Annotated in this window: 20 protein-coding genes; 10 read left to right on the top strand and 10 right to left on the bottom strand. The window is 74.9% G+C overall.

What is annotated here, in order from left to right:
- Positions 1 to 143 precede the first annotated feature (143 nt).
- The 4 genes from ACYQ0U_RS13080 to ACYQ0U_RS13065 form a co-directional block, all read right to left on the bottom strand.
- Positions 144 to 476 carry a hypothetical protein gene (locus ACYQ0U_RS13080; RefSeq protein WP_459973520.1) on the bottom strand — a complete coding sequence of 111 codons (333 nt, stop codon included), beginning with the start codon at positions 474 to 476 and terminating at the stop codon, positions 144 to 146.
- Positions 473 to 955, bottom strand: a complete 483-nt coding sequence (locus ACYQ0U_RS13075; protein WP_459973517.1) for a PGAP1-like alpha/beta domain-containing protein — start codon at positions 953 to 955, stop codon at positions 473 to 475. The genes ACYQ0U_RS13080 and ACYQ0U_RS13075 overlap by 4 nt, the downstream gene beginning before the upstream one ends.
- Before the next feature lie 738 nt (positions 956 to 1,693).
- Positions 1,694 to 2,158, bottom strand: a complete 465-nt coding sequence (locus ACYQ0U_RS13070; RefSeq protein WP_459973515.1) for a hypothetical protein — start codon at positions 2,156 to 2,158, stop codon at positions 1,694 to 1,696.
- A 79-nt stretch (positions 2,159 to 2,237) separates the two neighbouring features.
- Positions 2,238 to 3,038, bottom strand: a complete 801-nt coding sequence (locus ACYQ0U_RS13065) for an HAD family hydrolase (protein WP_459973512.1) — start codon at positions 3,036 to 3,038, stop codon at positions 2,238 to 2,240.
- Positions 3,039 to 3,169: 131 nt separating this feature from the next.
- Between ACYQ0U_RS13065 and ssd the strand changes: the two genes are divergently transcribed.
- From ssd to ACYQ0U_RS13030, 7 genes are all read left to right on the top strand, one after another.
- The gene (ssd, locus tag ACYQ0U_RS13060) at positions 3,170 to 4,234 is read left to right on the top strand and encodes a septum site-determining protein Ssd (RefSeq protein WP_459973510.1); all 1,065 of its coding nucleotides are present in this window, start codon (positions 3,170 to 3,172) and stop codon (positions 4,232 to 4,234) included.
- Positions 4,231 to 5,373 (top strand): TadA family conjugal transfer-associated ATPase, encoded by a 1,143-nt coding sequence (locus ACYQ0U_RS13055; RefSeq protein ID WP_459973508.1) that lies wholly within the window; start codon positions 4,231 to 4,233, stop codon positions 5,371 to 5,373. Before ssd ends, ACYQ0U_RS13055 begins: the two co-directional genes overlap by 4 nt.
- A complete protein-coding gene (locus ACYQ0U_RS13050) occupies positions 5,370 to 6,119 on the top strand; it encodes a type II secretion system F family protein (protein ID WP_459973506.1) in 750 nt (249 codons plus the stop codon). Before ACYQ0U_RS13055 ends, ACYQ0U_RS13050 begins: the two co-directional genes overlap by 4 nt.
- Positions 6,116 to 6,829: a type II secretion system F family protein gene (locus ACYQ0U_RS13045; protein ID WP_459973504.1), complete on the top strand. Its 714-nt coding sequence runs from the start codon at positions 6,116 to 6,118 to the stop codon at positions 6,827 to 6,829. The genes ACYQ0U_RS13050 and ACYQ0U_RS13045 overlap by 4 nt, the downstream gene beginning before the upstream one ends.
- A 135-nt stretch (positions 6,830 to 6,964) precedes the next feature.
- A complete protein-coding gene (locus ACYQ0U_RS13040; protein WP_459973502.1) occupies positions 6,965 to 7,168 on the top strand; it encodes a DUF4244 domain-containing protein in 204 nt (67 codons plus the stop codon).
- Positions 7,165 to 7,524, top strand: a complete 360-nt coding sequence (locus ACYQ0U_RS13035; RefSeq protein ID WP_459973500.1) for a TadE family type IV pilus minor pilin — start codon at positions 7,165 to 7,167, stop codon at positions 7,522 to 7,524. Before ACYQ0U_RS13040 ends, ACYQ0U_RS13035 begins: the two co-directional genes overlap by 4 nt.
- Complete coding sequence (locus ACYQ0U_RS13030; RefSeq protein ID WP_459973498.1) at positions 7,521 to 7,862, top strand: Rv3654c family TadE-like protein; 342 nt, start codon at positions 7,521 to 7,523, stop codon at positions 7,860 to 7,862. Before ACYQ0U_RS13035 ends, ACYQ0U_RS13030 begins: the two co-directional genes overlap by 4 nt.
- A gap of 4 nt (positions 7,863 to 7,866) precedes the next feature.
- Here the strand turns inward: ACYQ0U_RS13030 and ACYQ0U_RS13025 are convergent, their stop codons facing one another.
- Positions 7,867 to 8,172 carry a hypothetical protein gene (locus ACYQ0U_RS13025; RefSeq protein ID WP_459973496.1) on the bottom strand — a complete coding sequence of 102 codons (306 nt, stop codon included), beginning with the start codon at positions 8,170 to 8,172 and terminating at the stop codon, positions 7,867 to 7,869.
- A gap of 9 nt (positions 8,173 to 8,181) precedes the next feature.
- A complete protein-coding gene (locus ACYQ0U_RS13020) occupies positions 8,182 to 10,476 on the bottom strand; it encodes a DEAD/DEAH box helicase (protein ID WP_459973599.1) in 2,295 nt (764 codons plus the stop codon).
- 236 nt (positions 10,477 to 10,712) lie between these two features.
- Here ACYQ0U_RS13020 and ACYQ0U_RS13015 point away from each other — a divergent pair, with 236 nt between their 5' ends.
- Positions 10,713 to 11,051, top strand: coding sequence for an STAS domain-containing protein (locus tag ACYQ0U_RS13015; protein ID WP_459973494.1), 339 nt, complete (start codon positions 10,713 to 10,715; stop codon positions 11,049 to 11,051).
- Positions 11,052 to 11,226: 175 nt separating this feature from the next.
- Complete coding sequence (locus tag ACYQ0U_RS13010) at positions 11,227 to 13,608, top strand: sodium-translocating pyrophosphatase (protein ID WP_459973492.1); 2,382 nt, start codon at positions 11,227 to 11,229, stop codon at positions 13,606 to 13,608.
- 81 nt (positions 13,609 to 13,689) lie between these two features.
- On the opposite strand, the gene ACYQ0U_RS13005 is transcribed toward ACYQ0U_RS13010, so the two are convergent.
- On the bottom strand, positions 13,690 to 14,355 hold the full coding sequence (locus tag ACYQ0U_RS13005; RefSeq protein ID WP_459973490.1) for a hypothetical protein: 666 nt from the start codon (positions 14,353 to 14,355) through the stop codon (positions 13,690 to 13,692).
- A 719-nt stretch (positions 14,356 to 15,074) separates the two neighbouring features.
- On the opposite strand from ACYQ0U_RS13005, the gene ACYQ0U_RS13000 reads away from it, so the two are divergent.
- On the top strand, positions 15,075 to 16,541 hold the full coding sequence (locus ACYQ0U_RS13000) for a DUF7059 domain-containing protein (protein ID WP_459973487.1): 1,467 nt from the start codon (positions 15,075 to 15,077) through the stop codon (positions 16,539 to 16,541).
- 3 nt (positions 16,542 to 16,544) lie between these two features.
- Here ACYQ0U_RS13000 and ACYQ0U_RS12995 read toward each other — a convergent pair whose 3' ends face one another.
- The 3 genes from ACYQ0U_RS12995 to ACYQ0U_RS12985 all read right to left on the bottom strand — a co-directional run bounded on the left by ACYQ0U_RS12995 (position 16,545) and on the right by ACYQ0U_RS12985 (position 18,524).
- On the bottom strand, positions 16,545 to 17,276 hold the full coding sequence (locus ACYQ0U_RS12995; protein ID WP_459973485.1) for a hypothetical protein: 732 nt from the start codon (positions 17,274 to 17,276) through the stop codon (positions 16,545 to 16,547).
- 67 nt (positions 17,277 to 17,343) lie between these two features.
- Positions 17,344 to 18,015, bottom strand: coding sequence for a hypothetical protein (locus ACYQ0U_RS12990; protein ID WP_459973483.1), 672 nt, complete (start codon positions 18,013 to 18,015; stop codon positions 17,344 to 17,346).
- A complete protein-coding gene (locus ACYQ0U_RS12985; protein WP_459973481.1) occupies positions 18,012 to 18,524 on the bottom strand; it encodes a SigE family RNA polymerase sigma factor in 513 nt (170 codons plus the stop codon). The genes ACYQ0U_RS12990 and ACYQ0U_RS12985 overlap by 4 nt, the downstream gene beginning before the upstream one ends.
- Positions 18,525 to 18,642: the final 118 nt, after the last annotated feature.

The raw sequence follows: 18,642 nt of genomic DNA, 5'->3' as shown, positions 1-18,642 counted from the left end.
CAAGCGTGCATCATCAACTGCTGCCTCGGGAATGTCCCGATCCGGTCAGCGCCCTCAAGAAGGGTGGATCGCCGCGTGGGTACCCGGATCACGTGCTGCTCTCTGGAGTTCTGCTTCCTGTGTACGCCTGTTCCCGGCCACGTTCAAGTGTTGACAATCCGGGCGAGGTCCCGGCCGCTCGGCCGATCCGGCAGTCCCAGGTCGACGGGGGTGACGGCGCCCGCGGGGGTGCGCCCGGTGAGGTAGACGACCACGCGGTTGGCGTCGTCGCCGAGCACGTCGACCAGGCCGGCGTACGCCGCCCGCAGCACGCGCCCGAACGCCGCCGCGTCCGCCACCTCGACCACGCCGCTGAGGGCGCCGCTGCCGTACTGGAGGTGGCTGTAGGTGATCTCCCCGGGCGCGGTGCCGGTCGCGGCCCTGACCGCGGCGGTCACCTCGGCCTCGGACGGGCGGCCCCTCCGGAGGAGCTTCACCTGCGGTCACCTCGGCTCACGGGGATGTCGACGGCGGTCGCGCTGCCACCCGGCCCGACGAAGAACGGGGCCAGCGTCGCCTGGTACTCCCGGAGGATACGGCCGGCCTCGGTGTCGGCGCTCATCTCGTCGCGCACGGAGTTCGTGTACTCCACGTAGCTGTGGTTGACGGCCGGCTCGTAGAAGCGGCCCGGGCTGTCGAGCGTCACCACGGTCTCGCGACCGCCGGGGAAGCCACCGGCGCTGGCGCCCCCCAGGTCGAGCCGCGGCACGACGTCCATGCCGTGCTGCACCTGGAGCACGCCGACGCCGAGGTCGATCCGCAGGTGGTCGATCGGGGCGCCGTAAGTGAGCACGTTGGTCACGCCGTACCTCTCCACGAACGCCGGGTCGGACGCCAGGGTCGCTGCGATGATGCCGCCCTGGCTGTGCCCGACGAGCAGGACCGGCGCGCCGGCCGGGATGTTCGCCTGCTGCATCGCGAGCTCGACCGACTGCGCGGCGGCCGTCGGGCTGCCGCCGACCAGCGCGAGGTTGGCGGTGAGGTCGCGCCCGGTGCGCCCGCCGAGGGGTTCCAGGTCTCGGTGCCGGGGATCGAGACCACGTACGCCGGCGTACCCCCGTTGTCGACGCGGGTGATGCGGAGGTCGCCGGACGAGTCCTTGCCGACGAGGTAGGCGTCGGTGACGCCCTGCAGCAGCGAGGGCAGGTCCCGTGGTGGCGTGACGGCGGGCCGGTGCTCAGCGCGCTCGCCGCGAGCGCGGCGAGCGGCCAGTCGCGCTCGCCGGTGAGGACGTCGTCGAGCTTCCCGGCGAAGTCGGCGAAGCTCTCACCGGTGCGCACCAGTCCGGTCGGGAAGTTGCCGACGTGGCGATCGAGCCAGCCGAGGAGGCCGCCGCCGATCGCGGGCGCGGCGGCGGGCGCGGCGACCGGCGCACCGACGGTGGCGCCCGTTCCCGACGCGGCGTCCTGGGCCTGGGCCTCGGCCGCCAGCAGCACCGCCAGCCGGGCCAGGTGCTGGGCCGTCGCGTCGAGCGCCGGACGCTCGAGGTCGTGCCAGCTGGCCCGGACCCGGTCGGCGTCGGCGCCGGTCCAGTCGAACCCCGTCAGCACGGTGTCGAGCCGCTGGGCGAGCTCGCGGATCTCGTCGGACCCGCCACGGATCTGCTCGCCGGCCTGCCGGCCGGCGACCGTGTCCATCCCGTGGGTCACGGCGGTCATGACGCGGCCTCGCGCACGAGCGCCTCGAGGGCACCGGTGACGTCCCAGACCAGCCGGTCGGCGAGGTCACCGGGGACGGCCGCCGCGACGCCGTTGGGAGTGGCCTCCCAGAGGTCCTCGTCGGTCGCGAACCACGTCCGCACCGCGATCTCCGGCGACTCCGTCTCCAGCCCGTCGGCCGCCGTGACGACCGCGAGGGCGACCATCGCTCGGACCCGGTCGGGCCAGCCGGGGCCGGGCTCGCGCTCCGGGGGCGAGGTACGCCGCGCGGGCGGGTCGGCGCGCAGGTGCTCGATCGGCGGCAGCAGCTCGCGGACCGTCGGCCAGAGCAGCGCGGTCTCGAACGGCGTCGCCACGCCGCCCTCGTGCGCCACCCCGCGGCTGCCGCTGATCTGCAGGTCGACGCGACGGGTCTCGTCGCCGTGCTTGCTGACGAGCCGGACCGCGATCATGGGTGCCATGACGCGACGCTAGGTCGGCGGGCTCGCCTCCGGCAGGTGGAAGGTTCCGTCTTGTCGGGCCACGGCTCAGGCGCCCGGCTCAGGCGCCCAGACGCCGCTTGCGGGCGTTCGCCCACAGCATGCCGCCCACCGCGACCACCCCACCGACGGCCAGCGCGGCGAGCGTGGGCTTGGTCGGGGGCAGCGGCACCCGGGAGCGCAGCGTGACCGGCTTGGTGAACACCAGCACCGGCCAGCCCTTCTCAGCGGCGACCTTGCGCAGGTCCTTGTCCGGGTTCACCGCGTGCGCGTGGCCGACGACCTCGAGCATGGGGACGTCCGTGGCGGAGTCGCTGTAGGCGTAGGAGCTCTCGAGGTCGTAGCCGCGGGCCGCCGCCAGCTCCTCGATCGCGCGGGCCTTCTCGCCGGCATACGCGTAGTACTCGATGCTGCCGGTGTACTTGCCGTCCGCGATCTCCATCCGGGTCGCGACGACGTGGTCGGCGCCGAGCATCTCGGCGATCGGCTCGACCACCTCGGCGCCGGAGGCGGAGACGATGACGACGTCGCGGCCGGCGAGGTGGTGCTCCTCGATCAGCGAGACGGCCTCGTCGTACACCAGCGGGTCGACGATGTTGTGGAGGGTGTCGGCGACGATCTCGCGGACCGTGGCCACGTCCCAGCCGGCGCACAGCTGCGACATGAACTCCCGCATCTTCTCCATCTGGTCGTGGTCCGCACCGCCGACGAGGTAGACGAACTGGGCGTAGGCCGAGCGCAGCACCGCGCGCCGCGAGATCAGCCCGCCGGCCTGGAACGGCTTGCTGAACGCGAGCGTGCTCGACTTCGCGATGACCGTCTTGTCGAGGTCGAAGAAGGCTGCGGTCGGGCGGTGCGCCATGCCGCAACTCTAGGTGGTCGGGCCGCACCGGCGGCCCACATCTCGTCCACAGGCAGCGTTTCGAACCCCTTTGTCCACAAGGGATTCCGGCTCCGGAGGCGCTCGCCGGCGGCGGCGGGAACCATCGTTCCATGACTCGCGCGACCCCAGCACCGCTCCTCATCACCCGCGACCGCTCCCTGCTCGACGAGCTGCTCCGGCTCGCCGCCGCGGCCGGCGTCACCCCCGACGTCGCCGCCGACGGCGGTGCCGCGCTGCGCGGCTGGTCCGCGGCGCCCGTGGTGCTCGTTGGGGCGGACGCGGCCGACGACCTGGCCCGGCTCGCACCGGCCCGACGGCCGCGGGTCTACGTCGTGGCCTGGGGCGCCGTCCCCGACGAGCTCTTCCGGGTGGCCCTCGAGCTCGGGGCCGAGAGCGTCGCCCGGCTGCCGCGGTCCGAGGGCTGGCTGACCGAGCTGCTGACCGACGTCGGCGAGGGGGAGCCGCGCACCGAGGGCCTGCTCGTCGGCGTGGTCGGCGGCAGCGGCGGGGCGGGCGCGACGACGCTCGCCTGCGCGCTCGGCCAGGTCGCCGCCCGTCATGGTCGCGCCGTCGTGGTCGACGCCGACCCCCTCGGCCCGGGCGTCGACCGGGTGCTCGGGCTGGAGGACCGCGACGGCGTCCGCTGGGACGGCCTCTGCGACACCACCGGCCGGCTGAGCGCCCGCGCCCTCCGCGAGGCGCTGCCCCGTCACGAGGGGCTGGGCGCGCTGGGCTGGGAGCCGGGCCGGCCGGGCACCCTCCAGGCGTTCGCCGTCCGCGAGGTGCTGTCGGCCGCGCGCCGCGGCCACGACCTCGTCGTGGTCGACCTGCCGCGCACGGCCGACCCGCTCGTCGACGAGATCGCCGCCCGATGCGACCGACTGCTGGTCGTGGTCGTCCCGACCGTCGCCGGCGTAGCGTCCGCGGTCCGCATCTGCACGCGGCACCCCGACCCCACCACGATCCGTCTCGTGGTGCGCGGCCCGGGCATCGACCCCCAGGCGATCGCGCGGACGACCGGGGCGCCGGTGCTCGCCACCATGGGCGACCAGCGGGGCCTGGCCGAGGCGATCGACCTCGGGCTCGGCCCGGTCCGCTCGCGCCGCGGCACGCTCGGCCGGGCGGCGGAGGGCATCCTCGATCAGCTCGTCCTGCTCAGGACAGCAGCGGCATGAACGCCGACCTCGAGGTCGTCCGCGACCGGCTCGCCCGCAGCCCGGGCGACCTCACGCCCCACCGGGTCGCCGAGGCCCTGCGCGAGAGCGGCCGCCCGGTCGGCGACGCGGCGGTGCTCGAGGTCTACGAGGCGCTCCGCCGCGACGTCGTCGGTGCCGGCCCCCTCGAGCCGCTCCTGCGCACGCCCCACGTGACCGACGTCCTCGTCAACGGTGCCGACGAGGTCCACCTCGACCGCGGCGCCGGGCTCGAGCGGACCACCGTCCGCTTCCCCGACGAGGAGTCCGTCCGCCGGCTCGCCCAGCGGCTCGCGGCCCTCGGTGGCCGGCGACTCGACGACGCCACGCCGTACGTCGACCTGCGCCTCCCCGACGGCACCCGCTTCCACGCCGTGCTCGCCCCGCTCGCCCGGCCCGGCACGCTGATCTCGCTGCGCGTCCCGAGGACGCGCACCTTCACCGTCGACGAGCTGGTCGAGGCCGGCAGCCTCACCCCCGACACGGCCCGCCTGCTGCTCGCGATCGTCGAGGCCCGGCTGGCGTTCCTGGTCAGCGGCGGCACCGGCTCGGGCAAGACCACGCTCCTGGCCGCCCTGCTGTCCAGCGTCGACCCCGCCGAACGGGTCGTGGTCGTCGAGGACGCCAGCGAGCTGCGGCCCGACCACCCGCATGTCGTCGCGCTCGAGGGGCGGCCACCCAACCTCGAGGGTGCCGGCGCGGTCGAGGTCCGGACGCTGGTCCGGCAGGCCCTGCGCATGCGGCCCGACCGGCTCGTGGTCGGCGAGGTCCGCGGCGCCGAGGTGGTCGACCTGCTGGCCGCGCTCAACACCGGCCACGAGGGCGGCTGCGGCACGGTGCACGCCAACTCGGCCGTCGACGTCCCGGCCCGCATCGAGGCGCTGGCCCTGGCCGCCGGCCTCGACCGCGACGCCGCACACAGCCAGCTGGCCTCCGCCGTGCACGTCGTCCTCCACCTCGCCCGCGGCCGTGACGGCGTGCGCCGACTGCGCCAGGTCGCCGTCCCCGAACGCCGCGCCGACGGGCTGGTCACGATGGTGCCGGCGCTGGAGGTCGACGACGACGGCGTCGCCCGGCCCGGGCCCGGCGCGCGGGTCCTGGCCGACCGGATCGCGACATGACCGTGGTCGCCGTGGTCTGTGCCGCGGCGGCCGCGTTGCTGCTGGTCCGTCCGCCGACCCGGCTGGTGCCGCCGCGACCGCCCCCGCTGGTGGTGCTGGCGCCGCTGGCCGTCGTGCCGCTGCTCCTGCCGAGGTTCGGCGCGCTGGTCGTGGTGCTCGGCCTCGCCGGGCTCGGCGGGGTCGCCCTGGGGCGCCGGCGGCGCCGCAGACGAGCGGCCGCGCGGGTCTCCGCGGACGTGCTCGAGACCTGCGAGCTGCTCGCGGGCGAGCTCGCCGCCGGACGGCCGCCCGGTGACGCGCTGGCCCGTGCGGCCGAGGCCTGGCCGCCGCTGGCGCCGGTGGCGGAGTCCTTCCGGGTCGGCGCGGACGTCCCGTCCGCGCTGCGGTCGCTCGCCGGGCGGCTCGAGGGAGCCGGCGACCTGCGTGTCGTCGCGGCCGCGTGGCAGGTCGCCCACCGCACGGGTCAGGGTCTGGCGTCCGCGGTCGACCGCGTCGCGGAGTCGCTGCGGGCCGACGCCGCCACCCGACGCCTGGTCGAGGGTGAGCTGGCCTCGGCCCGGGCCACCGCGCGGCTGGTGGCCGGCCTCCCGGTGCTCGCGCTGGTGATGGGGTCGGGTGCCGGTGGCGACCCCTGGGGCTTCCTCCTCGGCCACCCCGCCGGGCTCGCCTGCCTCGCGGGCGGCCTCGCGTTCGGGCTCGCCGGGCTGTGGTGGATCGAGGCGATCGCGGCCGGGGTCGAGGCATGACGCCCTGGCTGCCGGTCGCGTGCGCCGCCCTGGCGGCCGCCCTCGCCGTGCCGCCACGCGCCCGGCTGCCCGTCCGCGTCGAGCCCGCTCCGGCGCCGGCCACGGGCTGGCTGCACCGGCACCGGCTGCTGTGGAGCGGTCTGGCCGGACTCGGCGCCTTCCTCTTCCTCGGCGGCCCGCTCGCCCCGGTGGCCGCGGTCGGTGCGGCCGTCGGCACCTGGGTCGTGGTCGGGCGCTCCGAGCCCGCCGACGTCCGGCGCCGGCGGGCGGAGGTGCGCCGCGACCTCCCGCACCTCGTCGAGCTCTTCGCCGCCACGCTGCGCACCGGCGCCGCGCCCGCGGACGGCGTCGCCGTGGTGGCGTCCGCCCTGCCCGGCGCGGCGGCCGACCGGCTCGCGGGGGTGGCGGCACGGCTCGGTCTGGGACTCGACCCGGTCCAGGTGTGGTCGGGGCTCGCCGAGGACCCCGAGCTCGGCCGGCTCGGCCGGGCGCTCGCCCGCGCGCAGGCGAGCGGTGCCCCCGTCGTCCCCGCGGTCGAGCGCCTGGCCGACGACCTCGCCCGGGCCGGTCGCGCGGAGACCGAGGACCGCGCCCGCGCGGTCGGTGTGAAGGCGGCGTTGCCGCTCGGGCTCTGTCTCCTACCGGCCTTCGTGCTCATCGGCATCGTCCCGCTCGTCGTGGCCCTGCTGACCGCCCTCGACCTCGGCTGACGGCCCGCGCGGCGTCCACAGGAGGGGGCCCCGACATCCGGCTCCCCAGGCGGCCGCCGAGCCCGAGCGCACCGTCCCGTGATCGCCGAGGCTCGTCCCGTCGGCCGCATCGGGTGGCCGGGATCGGAGACCCACATGACCCAGTTGATGACCCAGTTGACCTCCTCGCAGCGTCGCCGCGGCGACCAGCGCGGCATCACCACCGCGGAGTACGCCGTCGGCACGGCCGCCGGAGCCGGCCTGGCCGGACTGCTCTACAAGCTGCTCACCGGGGGCTTCGGCGACCAGCTCCTGAAGACCCTGTTCGACCACGTGCTCGGGCTGCTGGGCATCGGATGAGGGTCCGCTCCGAGCGCGGCGCCGCCACCGCCGAGCTCGCGTTGGTGCTGCCGCTGCTCGTGGCGGTCACCGTCGGGCTGGTCTGGCTGCTCGCGGTCGGAGCGGCCCAGGTCCGCGTCGTCGACGCGGCCCGGGAGACGGCCCGGGCGGTCGCGCGCGGTGACAGCGTCGCGGCAGCCACGGCCCGGGGGCAGCGCGTCGCGCCGCCCGGCGGCCGGGTCACCGTCCACGACGACGGCGACCAGGTGCTCGCCGTCGTCGTGGCCCGGGTGCCGGGACCGGGCGGGATCTTCGAGCGGCTGCCCGCGGTCACCGTCTCCGCCGAGGCGGTCGCGGCGTCGGAGGAGTCGCCGTGAGCCGCGACGAGCGGGGAGCGGTGACGCTGTTCGCGATCTCGTGCCTGGCGGTGCTCCTGCTGCTCGGCGCGGCCCTGGGTGTGGTCGCGGCGATGGTGCACGCCCACCGGACCGCCCAGGCGGCCGCCGACCTGGCGGCGCTCGCGGTGGCCGGGGCCATCGGCGGGGGCGGCGACCCGTGCGGGCAGGGCGTGGAGGTGGCGTCCGCCAACGGGGCGCGGCTCGACGCGTGCACGGTTTGGGACCATGAGGCGACCGTGCAGGTCACGGTCCCGGGTCCGCGCTGGCTGGGACAGGCGGCCGACCTCACCGCCGAGGCGCGCGCCGGGCCGGCCTGACCAGTCAGTAGGGCCCGTCGGTCGTGCGGTCGGGGTCGCGACGCTCGGCCGCCTCGTGCTTCTCGAGCTTCTCGTGGAGCTCCTCGAGCTGCTTGCTCTCGCGGCGCTGCCGGAGGCTGCGCTTGGTGCCCCACTTGGTGAAGCCGAAGCCCCAGAGGATCGCGAGGCCGGCGCCGAGGCCGACGAAGAACAGGGTCAGCGCGCTGATGTCGGTGCCGAGCAGCTCGACGTTGCTCCCCTCGACCGTGAAGAGCGCGGCGAGGATCGCCACCGCGCCGAGAGCGATGAGGATGAGACCGAGGACCACCATGCGGCGAACCTAGACCTCCCCGAGCAGCACGTCGAGGAGCGCGGCCGCGCCGGCCTTGTCGAGCGGGTTGTTCTGGTTGCCGCACTTGGGCGACTGGATGCACGACGGGCAGCCGTCGTCGCACTCGCAGGACAGGATCGTCTCCCGGGTGGCGGTGAGCCAGGGCCGGGCCGCGTGGAAGCCGCGCTCGGCGAAGCCCGCGCCGCCGGGATGGCCGTCGTAGACGAACACGGTCAGCTGGCCGGTGTCGGGATGCAGTGCGGTGGACACGCCGCCGATGTCCCAGCGGTCGCAGGTCGCGAAGAGCGGCAGCAGGCCGATCGAGCAGTGCTCGGCGGCGTGCGCGGCGCCGGGGAGGTCGCGGGCCAGCAGGCCGCTCTCGGAGAGTGCGGCCTCGGGGACGGTCCACCAGACGGCGGCGGTGCGCAGGGTGCGCTCCGGCAGGTCCAGCGGCTCCTCGCCGAGCACCTCGCCGCCCGGCTGGCGGCGCTTGAGGAACGAGACCACCTGGTGCCGCACGTCGACCTCGCCGAAGGACAGCCGGCAGTCGCCCCAGGCGGCGTGCTGGCGCTCGCGCACGATCGCGATGTCGGTGACCTCGCGAGCGGTCGTGGAGTAGTCCGGGTCGGCCCGCTCGATGACCGCCGCGTGGTCCTCGAGGTCGAGCGAGTGCACCAGCCAGGTCTCGCCGCGGTGCACGTAGACCGCCCCGGGGTGGGCGGTCGAGTGTGCGCTCGAGGCGTCGACGGTGCCGACCATCCGCCCGGTCCCGGCCTCGACGAGCTGCACCGGGGACCCGCCGGCCGAGCGGATGTCGGCCAGGTCGCTCGCCCGGCGCCGGTCGGTCCAGAACCAGCCGCGAGGACGCCGGCGCAGCAGCCCGCCGTCGGTCAGCGCGTCCACGACCTCGGGGGCGGTCGGCCCGAAGAGCGGCAGGTCGGCCTCGGTCAGCGGGATCTCGTGCGCGGCGGCGCACAGGTGCGGGCCGAGGACGTAGGGGTTGGACGGGTCGAAGACCGTCGCCTCGACGGGGGCGCCGAGCAGCGCGTCCGGGTGACCGACGAGGTAGGTGTCCAGCGGGTCGTCGCGCGCGACGAGCACGCCGAGGGCGTCCTGGCCGCCGCGGCCCGCCCGGCCGACCTGCTGCCAGAGCGCGGCGCGCGTGCCGGGGAAGCCGGCCATGAGCACCGCGTCGAGCCCGCTGATGTCGATGCCGAGCTCGAGGGCGTTGGTGGCGGCCAGCCCGGTCAGCTCGCCGCCGCGGAGCGCCTCCTCGATGGCCCGGCGCTCCTCGGGCAGGTAGCCGCCGCGGTAGGAGGCCACCCGGCCCGGCAGCGACGCGTCGACGTCGGCGAGCAGCTCGGCCGCGGTCATCGCCACCTGCTCGGCACCGCGCCGGGAGCGGATGAACGCGAGCGTCCGGACGTCCTCGGCGACCAGGTCGGCCAGCAGGTCGGCGGTCTCCGAGGACGCGGCCCGGCGCACGGGCGCGCCGTTCTCGCCGGTGAAGGAGGTGAGCGGCGGCTCCCACAGCGCGAGCGACACCTCCCCGCGCGGGGAGGCGTCACCGGTGACCGCGAGCGCCTCGAGCCCGGTGAGCCGCTCGGCGAACACCTCCGGCTCGGCGACGGTGGCCGAGGCGAGCACGAACGTGGGTTGGGCGCCGTACGACGCGCAGACCCGTCGCAGCCGGCGCAGCACGTGCGACACGTGCGCGCCGAACACGCCGCGGTAGTGGTGGCACTCGTCGACGACGACGTACTGGAGCGACCCCAGGAACGCCGACCAGCGGCCGTGCCCCGGCAGCAGCGAGCGGTGCAGCATGTCGGGGTTGGTGAGGACGTACTCCCCGTGGTCGCGGGCCCAGTCGCGCTGCTCGCGCGGGCTGTCGCCGTCGTGGGTGGTGGCCCGGACGTCGAGGCCGAGCGCGGTGATGCCGGCGAGCTGGTCCTGGGCGAGCGCCTTGGTCGGCGCCAGGTAGAGCACGGCGGCGCCGCGCTGGCCGCGCGCGCCGCGCCCGGAGCGGATCGCGGACAGCGCCGGCAGCTGGTAGCCGAGGCTCTTGCCCGAGGCGGTGCCGGTCGCCATCACGACGTGGCGACCCTCGTGGGCGGCCTCGGCCGCGACGGCCTGGTGCACCCACGGTCGGTCGACCCCGCGCGCGACGAAGGCGCCGACCACGTCGGCGGGCGCCCAGGCGGGCCAGTCGGCGTGCCGGGCCTCGCGCGCGGGCAGCACCTCGAGGTGGCGCAGCCGGTCCTCGCGCCCGGGGACGCCGGCCAGGCGGTCGACCACACCGGACACGCCCGAGGGGCGCGCGCTCAGCGGCGAGCTCAGGGGAGAGTTCACGGTCGACGTCACCCCCTCATCATCGCTCCCGGCACCGACAATCCGACATCGTGGGAGCCGGCTCGGGGGACCCGGTGGGCGGGACTTTGTGCACGGGATGGGGCGGGCGTGGTTTCATTGTGCAGGCCGGATGTCGGGGTTCCACGCCGCGACGCCTCCGGCGACCTGACCAGCGGCACCGGGAGACATACGTGGACCTGACTCTGACGACGCGCGAGGCCGGTGGCAAGACCATCGTTGCCGTCGGGGGCGAGATCGACGTCTACACGGCGCCCAAGCTCCGCGACAAGATCACCGAGCTCGTCGCGGGCGGCGTCTACGACATCGTGATCGACATGGAGGAGGTCGAGTTCCTCGACTCCACCGGACTCGGCGTGCTCGTGGGCGGCCTGAAGAAGGTCCGCGCCCACGACGGCTCGCTCCAGCTGGTCTGCAACCAGGACCGGCTGCTCAAGATCTTCCGGATCACCGGGCTGGCGAAGGTGTTCGTGATCCACGACTCCGCCGACGCCGCGCTCGCCGGCAACTGAGCGACCTCGCCCGCGGGACCCGTCGTCGATGACGACGGGTTCTCGTGCGTTCCGGCACGCTCGGCGCACGACGCGCCGTGTGGCCCGGGTCACATCTCCGTGCGTTCGGGGCCGGTTCCCTGCGTAGACTCCGGCGCGTCCGTGAGATCTGCATCACTCTCCCAGGAGGAACCGCATGACGGGGATCGCTCCCGCAGTCGTGGAAGTCTCCGGGGGCAACCTCGTCCTGGTCATCGTCGTCGCACTGATCGCGCTGGGCGCGCTCGCGATGGCGGCGATGTTCCGCCAGGAGGTTCTTGCCGCCGGTGAGGGCACCGACAACATGAAGAACATCGCCCAGGCGGTACAGGAGGGCGCGAACGCCTTCCTGCAGCGGCAGTTCCGCACGTTGGCGATCTTCGCCGCCGTCGCGTTCTTCCTGCTGCTGGCCCTGCCCGCCGACGACGCGACCGTCCGGATCTTCCGGTCGGTGTTCTTCCTCGTCGGCGCCGGCTTCTCAGCCGCCGTCGGCTACCTCGGCATGGGGCTGGCGGTGAAGGCGAACCTCCGGGTGGCCGCCGCCGCCCAGACCCAGGGCCGCAACCCGGCCATGAACATCGGCTTCCGCACCGGCGCCACGGTCGGCATGCTCACGGTGGGCCTCGGCCTGCTGGGCGCCAGCCTGGTCGTGCTCCTGTTCCAGGAGCACGCGCCGCACGTCCTCGAGGGCTTCGGCTTCGGCGCCGCGCTGCTCGCGATGTTCATGCGCGTCGGCGGCGGCATCTTCACCAAGGCCGCCGACGTGGGCGCGGACCTGGTCGGCAAGGTCGAGCAGAACATCCCCGAGGACGACCCGCGCAACGCGGCGACCATCGCGGACAACGTCGGCGACAACGTCGGCGACTGCGCCGGCATGGCGGCCGACCTGTTCGAGTCGTACGCCGTGACGCTGGTCGCCGCGCTGATCCTCGGCTCGCAGGCCTTCGGCGACCAGGGCCTGGTCTTCCCGCTGCTCGTCCCGGCCATCGGCGCCCTGACCGCCGTCGCGGGTGTCTACCTGTGCAAGCCGCGTGAGGGCGAGAGCGGGCTGGTCACCATCAACCGCGCCTTCTACATCTCGGCGGCCGTCGGTGCGGTCGCGAGCATCGTGCTCGCGCTCGTCTACCTGCCCACCGACTGGAACGACCTGAGCAACGCCTCGCCGGGTGCTTCCGCCGACATCGGCCCGGGCGTCTTCGCGGCCGGCGCTGTCCTCATCGGCATCGTGCTTGCCGCTGCCATCCTGGCGCTGACCGGCTACTTCACCGGCACCGAGTTCCGGCCGGTCAGGGACGTGGGCCGCACCTCGCTGACGGGCGCGGCCACAGTCGTCCTCTCCGGCCTGGCGGTCGGCCTGGAGTCGGCGGTCTACACCGCCGTCGTCATCGGTGCGGCCGTCTTCGGCGCCGCGTTGCTGGCCGGCGGGACCACGGCGCTGGCGCTGTTCGCCGTCGCCCTGGCGGGCTGCGGACTGCTCACGACGGTGGGCGTCATCGTGGCGATGGACACCTTCGGCCCGGTCTCCGACAACGCGCAGGGCATTGCGGAGATGTCCGGTGACGTGAACGCGGAGGGCGCGCAGATCCTGACCGAGCTGGACGCGGTCGGCAACACCACCAAGGCGATCACCAAGGGCATCGCGATCGCGACCGCCGTGCTGGCCGCGAGCGCGCTCTTCGCCTCCTACACCCAGTCTGCTTTCCAGGCGGTCGAGGCGGCCGGCGGCGACGGCCTGGACCTGCTCGGCGACTTCATCGTGTACGACGCCAAGCTGCTCGTCGGCGCCCTGCTCGGTGCCGCGGTGGTGTTCCTGTTCTCGGGCCTGGCCATCAACGCCGTCGGCCGCGCCGCCGGTGCGGTCGTGTTCGAGGTGCGCCGCCAGTTCCGCGAGATCCCCGGGATCATGGAGGGCACGGGCCGCCCGGAGTACGGCCGCGTGGTCGACATCGTCACCCGCGACTCGCTCCGCGAGCTGGCCACGCCGGGCCTCCTGGCCGTGCTGGCGCCCATCGCGGTCGGGTTCGGCCTCGGTGTCGGCCCGCTGGCGGGCTTCCTGGTGGGCGCGATCGTCACCGGAACGCTGATGGCGGTGTTCCTCGCGAACTCCGGAGGCGCCTGGGACAACGCGAAGAAGCTCGTCGAGGACGGCCACCACGGCGGCAAGGGCTCCGAGGCCCACGCGGCCACGGTCATCGGCGACACCGTCGGCGACCCGTTCAAGGACACCGCGGGCCCGTCGATCAACCCGCTGCTCAAGGTGATGAACCTGGTGTCGCTGCTGATCGTGGCGGCGGTCGTGAAGCTGTCGGTCGGCGAGAACGAGAACGACCCGCTGCGGATCGTCATCGCCCTGGTCGCCACGGCCGGCATCGTCGCGGCCGTGTACGTGTCGAAGCGCCGCACGGTCGCGATCGAGGGTGACTCGGGCCAGGCCGTGCCGCCGCCCCCGCCGCCCCCTCCGGCCGAGCCCGCACCGCTCGACCCGACCGAGCAGATCGAGGTGCCCCAGCAGTACCCGCACCCGCACCCGCGCCAGTAACGCCGGTCCGCACCACGCACGACGGCCCGCCCGAGGACCCCTTGAAACCGCCGACTCGGGCGGGCCGCCGTCGTTCGTGAGCTACTTCTTCCTGCGGACGGTCAGCTTCACGACCTTCGAGGTCGCGCCGGTGACGAGGTCCGATCCGGCGTACGACGCCGTGAGCCGGACGGTCCTGATCGTCCGGGCGCCGTCGCGGACCGTCAGCCTCCCGGTCGGGCGGGCCCGGTCGGCGACGGCGAGCACGAGCGTCATCGCCGCGTGCTGGCCCTGGATGATCGCCTTCTTCGCCAGCGAGGCCGTCAGCCGCGAGGCGAGCTTCGGGACGCTCACCCCGGCGGTGCGGAACGTCCCGGGGCGGTACCCGGGACGCCGCGCCGTGACCGTGACGGTGAGGACGTGCCCGACGTCCTCCACCGTCGGGACGTACGTCGAGGCGGTCGCCCCCTCGAGGGCGCGGTCGTCGCGTCGCCACTGGTAGGCGAAGGTCGGCGTGGGGCCACTGCTCCACGTGCCCGGGCGGACGGTCAGCGGCTCGCCGACGGTGCCGGGCCCGCTGATGGTCGGCTGCCTCGTCGGGGCCGGCGCGTCACCGACGGTCGCCGTGAGGGCGTTGCTGGTGGCGGTGCCGTCGGTGAGTCCTTGCGACCGGTCGCGCGGACGGAGACCGGCTGGTCGAGGTCGGCGGTGGCGAGGAGGTAGGTCGTCCCCGTGGCGCCCGAGATCGGTTGCCCCGCGCGCAGCCACTGGTAGCTCGTGGCAACGCCCTCCTGGTTCCACTCCGGTGCGCTCGTCCTCAGCGTCGTGCCGACCTTGGGGCCGCTGGACCCGGCGGTCGCGGTGGGGGCTCCGGCCGCGGTCACGGCGGTCTCGCCCGTGATCGGCGGCAGCTGGAGTGCGTTGGTGAGGAGCGTGACGGGGGCGATGGCCAGACCGGCGACGGTCGTCACGGTGTGGGCGACGACCAGGCATCCCGCCTGGGCCTCGGACGGCAGGAAGGTCCAGCCGGAGGCGCCCGGGATCGGCGTCCCGTCGCACAGCCAGGTGACGTCGGTGCCTGAGCGCGTTCGGGACCGGAAGCGCGTCCCACACCGGTCCGGTGACGGTCAGGACGCCCCCGAGCGGGTCGCCGCCGAGCTGCGGCGGCGCCGCGAGGAAGTCGAGGAGGTCGAGGGGGTCGAGGGGATCGGCTTCGGCCACCCAGTGGTGAGCCGGTGCGGCGTGCGCCGGTGGTGCCGCGAGAGTGAGTCCGCCGGCGGCGACGACGGTGGCGAGAAACGCGCCCAGGGCGCGCGAGGAGCGAGGCAAGGAGCCCTCCCATGGGGAGGCCCGAGCGGGCCGTGGAGATCGCGACGCCCGGTCTCGACGTGCGGTTTCTGGGTACAACCGGGTCAGTCATGCCCGTCGCGGACGTCCCGACACCGCTGTCTGGACCAGACCGCCCCCGCCCGTTCTAAGGTCTCTTCGTGACAACGCCCCCGACCATGCCGGACCTGGCCCACCGGCTCCGCGCCGCCCTGGTCATGGCCGGGTACACCTACGACTCGGTCGCCGAGGTCCTCGGCCCGGTCGCGCACGCGGCGCTGGGGCGCAACGAGACGACGCCGGGCCTGCGCCGTACGTCGGGCGGCTGGCCGCTCGAGACGCTGATCCGGCTGTTCCTGCTCCAGGCGCCGGTCGAGGCCGCGGCCGCCCAGCGCGCGCTCCCGGGACTGGTCGACCGGCTCGCCGCCGAGGGTTTCCTCGAGCAGAGCGTCGGCGAGGTGGCGGCCCGCCTCGACGTGCGGCCCTACGCCGCCGACGACCAGCACCTCTGGGTGGTCAGCGACCTGACGCCCGGCCTCGACGGCGGCAGCAGCCGGGTCGGACCCGACCACGTCCTCGGCATCAGCGCGGCGTCGACGTCGCTGGCCCAGCTCACCCTGCGCGAGGACGTCGGCCGCTCCCTCGACCTCGGCACCGGGTGCGGCGTGCAGGCGCTGCACCTGTCCCGGCACAGCCGCGAGGTGGTCGCGACCGACGTGAACCGCCGAGCCCTGCGGCTGGCCGCGTTCAACGCCGAGCTCAACGACGTACCCGCCGCGATCGACGTCCGCGAGGGCTCGTTCTTCGAGCCGGTCGCGGGCGAGCGGTTCGACCTGATCGCGACCAACCCGCCGTTCGTGATCTCGCCGGCGACCGACGAGCGCCTCGTCTACCGCGACTCGGGCCTGCCCGGCGACCGGGTCGTGGAGGACATCGTGCGGCGCGCGCCCCAGCACCTCACCGAGGGCGGCTGGTGCCAGGTCCTCGCCAACTGGGTCATCGCCGAGGGCGTCCCGTGGGGCGAGCGGATCGAGACCTGGGTGCCGGAGGGCTGCGACGCGCTCGTCGTGCAGCGCGAGGTCGTCGACCCGGCGGCGTACGTCGAGCTCTGGCTCAAGGACGCCGGGCTGCACGGGTCGAGCGACTACCTGGTCCGCTACGACACCTGGCTGTCGTGGTTCGAGGACCAGGGCATCGAGGCGGTCGGCTTCGGTTGGATCAACCTGCGCCGCAGCGGGGGCTCGGCCCGCGAGCTGCTCGAGTGGCCGTACGACGTCGAGCAGCCCATCGCCCCGGCGATCCACGAGTGGGGGGCCGCCGTCGACACCGCCGTCGACCTGGACTCCCACCTGGTGACGCGGCCCGATGTGCGCCAGGAGACCCTCGGCGCGCCCGGCGCCGAGGACCCGGACACCGTGCTGCTGCGCCAGCAGCGCGGGTTCCGGCGGGCCCGCCAGGCCGACACCGTCACCGCGGCGCTGGTCGGCGCGTGCGACGGCGGCCTCAGCGTCGGCCAGATCCTCGACGCGGTCAGCACGCTGCTCGACCTCGACGCGGGGCAGACCCGCGCGACCTACCTCCCGGTCGTGCGCGAGCTGGTGGCCGAGGGCTTCCTCACGGCTTCCTGACCGTCAGGCCGCCGCCTCGGCCTCGCGGACACGGGTGCGCAGCCGCAGCAGGCGTTCGCGGGTGGCGCCGAGCAGGAGGTCCGGGCGCCCGAGCGCCAGGAGGTCCGGTGCGCCGGTCGGGCGACCCCACGGGTCGGCCTGCGGGCGGAACCCGCGCAGTGCGGCGGCGACGGCGTTGCCGGGACCCGACAGGGGCGTGCGCAGCCCGAAGGCGACCTGGGTCGCGCCGACGCGGCGCGGACCCACCGGATGGAACAGGCCGTTCGCCCGGCCGACTGCCCAACAGATGCCGCCGGCCAGGTGCGCGGGCGAGACGGGGCGCGTGACGTTCTCGGTGTCGTCGGCCCAGAGCGCGAGCAGGGCGTGCCGGAACGCGAACGAGGTCTCGGCGTCGAAGAGCCGTCCCGCGACCGAGTCGAGGATCTCCGCCGTCGACTCCATCCGCTGACGCCAGGAGGTGAGCTCGTACTCAACCGGCAGATCGATCGCGTCATCGGTCAACGGGTCGCCGTCGAGGGACTCGACGGCCTCGCGGCCGCCGCAGACCGCCGCCAGCCACGTCGCGGCTCGCTCGTGCGGAGGTGGGGGAGGTGGCGCGGGTGGCGGTGGCGAGGGACGCGCGTGGCGGGCCCACTCGGTGCCGATCGCGGGCTCCTGCCAGGTGTCCACCAGGCGTCCGTCGACGAAGACCAGGTGGGTGACGAGCGGGGTGAGTGGCAGTTGGTCGTGGAACATACGGGCAGGCTCGCACGACCGGTGCCCGGTCGGCGGGCGTCATCCACAGGGCCGGAGGCGGGTCGCGTCAGCGCAGCTCGCCTGCGACGCCGAGCGGCTCTTGGCCGACCTCGCTGCCCAGCGACATGTCCATCTCGAGCCGCAGCACGGGCCTCGGGTCGCACGACGCCTCGAGCACCCGCACCGTCCCCTGCTCCCCGCCGGCGCTGGAGGCCGCCTCGTTGCCGTCGGTGTCGGCGACGAACACGATCACCGGGTACTCCTCCGAGGATCCCGGCCAGTTGTTCGGGAATCTGAACTCCTTGCCGGCGGCGACGTCGTCGAGGATCGCCTCGACGTACAGCCACGGCTGCGTGACCCGCTCGCCCTCGATGTGCCGCGGGCTCGACAGGTAGATCCGCTGACCCGGCCCCGTCGACGCGCCGCCGGGCGCCTCGCAGGTGACGGTCACGTCGTCGAAGGCGTACGTCGAGCCGTCCGCCCGGGTGAGCGTCAGGGTGCTCTGCGGCGGGCCTGCCGGGTCCGTCGCGATCAGGTCGCCGCCCTCGTCGCCGCCGCTGAGGGCGACCGCGGTCCCGGCGGTCGCCACGACGGCCAGTGCGACGCCGGCCGCCACCCCGGCCCGCCGGCGCCGGCGGCGTACCCGCACCCGTCGGCCGACCCGGTCCAGGGCGTCCGGCGGCGGCGAGAGCGCCCCCGCGAGCTGGTCGAAGCCGTCCTTGATCTGCTGCTCGGTCATGCCAACCCCTCCGTCGTCGTGCGGAGCACCCCGTGCTCGCGTGCGTGCTGCCGGAGCCGCTCGGTCCCGCGGGACAGCTGGCTCTTCACCGTTCCCTCCGAGCAGCCCATCCGCTCGGCGATCCCGCGCACGTCGAGGTCCTCGACGTAGCGCAGCGCCAGCGCGCTGCGCTGCCGGGGTGAGAGGGTCGCGAGCGCCTCGACCAGCCAGCCGTCGAGCTCGCCGACGACCTCGACGGGCGCCCCCTCGTCGGGCGTCCCGCCCAGCGGGAGCTCGCGCCGCAGGCGCCGGACCCGGTCGATGTTGAGGCGCACCATCACGGTGCGGGCGTACGCCGCCGGCTCGTCGAGGCGGGTCCGCCCCCACCGCTCGCCGAGGCGGGCGAGCGTCTCCTGCGTCAGGTCCCACGCGTCGTGCGGGTTGGCCGTCAGGGCGTGGGCCAGGCCGAGCAGCGGGCGCGTCTGCGCCGCCACGAAGTCCGGGAACTCGCCCTCCGTCGATCCGTCCATGCCTCGGCCTCCGAGCCGGTCGTCGTTCCTCTCACCTACTCTCTCCTGACGACGGCAGGTCCCCGAACGTTGAGGGCCGGCGGGAATGTGTTTCGCCGCGTTCGCGCTACCGTGTTCG

This window comes from Nocardioides pyridinolyticus (assembly GCF_054653575.1).
Note: the sequence above shows the minus strand (reverse complement) of the source record. Positions and strands in the feature narration are given on the sequence as shown.

Bases quoted from the DNA above. Each gene is read 5' to 3' on its own strand.
- ACYQ0U_RS13035 (WP_459973500.1), top strand. From the start codon at position 7,165: ATGAGGGTCCGCTCCGAGCGCGGCGCCGCCACCGCCGAGCTCGCGTTG.
- ACYQ0U_RS13055 (WP_459973508.1), top strand. From the start codon at position 4,231: ATGAACGCCGACCTCGAGGTCGTCCGCGACCGGCTCGCCCGCAGCCCG.
- ACYQ0U_RS13045 (WP_459973504.1), top strand. From the start codon at position 6,116: ATGACGCCCTGGCTGCCGGTCGCGTGCGCCGCCCTGGCGGCCGCCCTC.
- ACYQ0U_RS13065 (WP_459973512.1), bottom strand. From the start codon at position 3,038: ATGGCGCACCGCCCGACCGCAGCCTTCTTCGACCTCGACAAGACGGTC.
- ACYQ0U_RS13010 (WP_459973492.1), top strand. From the start codon at position 11,227: ATGACGGGGATCGCTCCCGCAGTCGTGGAAGTCTCCGGGGGCAACCTC.
- ACYQ0U_RS13040 (WP_459973502.1), top strand. From the start codon at position 6,965: ATGACCCAGTTGATGACCCAGTTGACCTCCTCGCAGCGTCGCCGCGGC.
- ACYQ0U_RS13070 (WP_459973515.1), bottom strand. From the start codon at position 2,158: ATGGCACCCATGATCGCGGTCCGGCTCGTCAGCAAGCACGGCGACGAG.
- ACYQ0U_RS12995 (WP_459973485.1), bottom strand. From the start codon at position 17,276: ATGTTCCACGACCAACTGCCACTCACCCCGCTCGTCACCCACCTGGTC.
- ssd (WP_459973510.1), top strand. From the start codon at position 3,170: ATGACTCGCGCGACCCCAGCACCGCTCCTCATCACCCGCGACCGCTCC.
- ACYQ0U_RS13075 (WP_459973517.1), bottom strand. From the start codon at position 955: ATGCAGCAGGCGAACATCCCGGCCGGCGCGCCGGTCCTGCTCGTCGGG.
- ACYQ0U_RS13025 (WP_459973496.1), bottom strand. From the start codon at position 8,172: ATGGTGGTCCTCGGTCTCATCCTCATCGCTCTCGGCGCGGTGGCGATC.
- ACYQ0U_RS12985 (WP_459973481.1), bottom strand. From the start codon at position 18,524: ATGGACGGATCGACGGAGGGCGAGTTCCCGGACTTCGTGGCGGCGCAG.
- ACYQ0U_RS13050 (WP_459973506.1), top strand. From the start codon at position 5,370: ATGACCGTGGTCGCCGTGGTCTGTGCCGCGGCGGCCGCGTTGCTGCTG.
- ACYQ0U_RS12990 (WP_459973483.1), bottom strand. From the start codon at position 18,015: ATGACCGAGCAGCAGATCAAGGACGGCTTCGACCAGCTCGCGGGGGCG.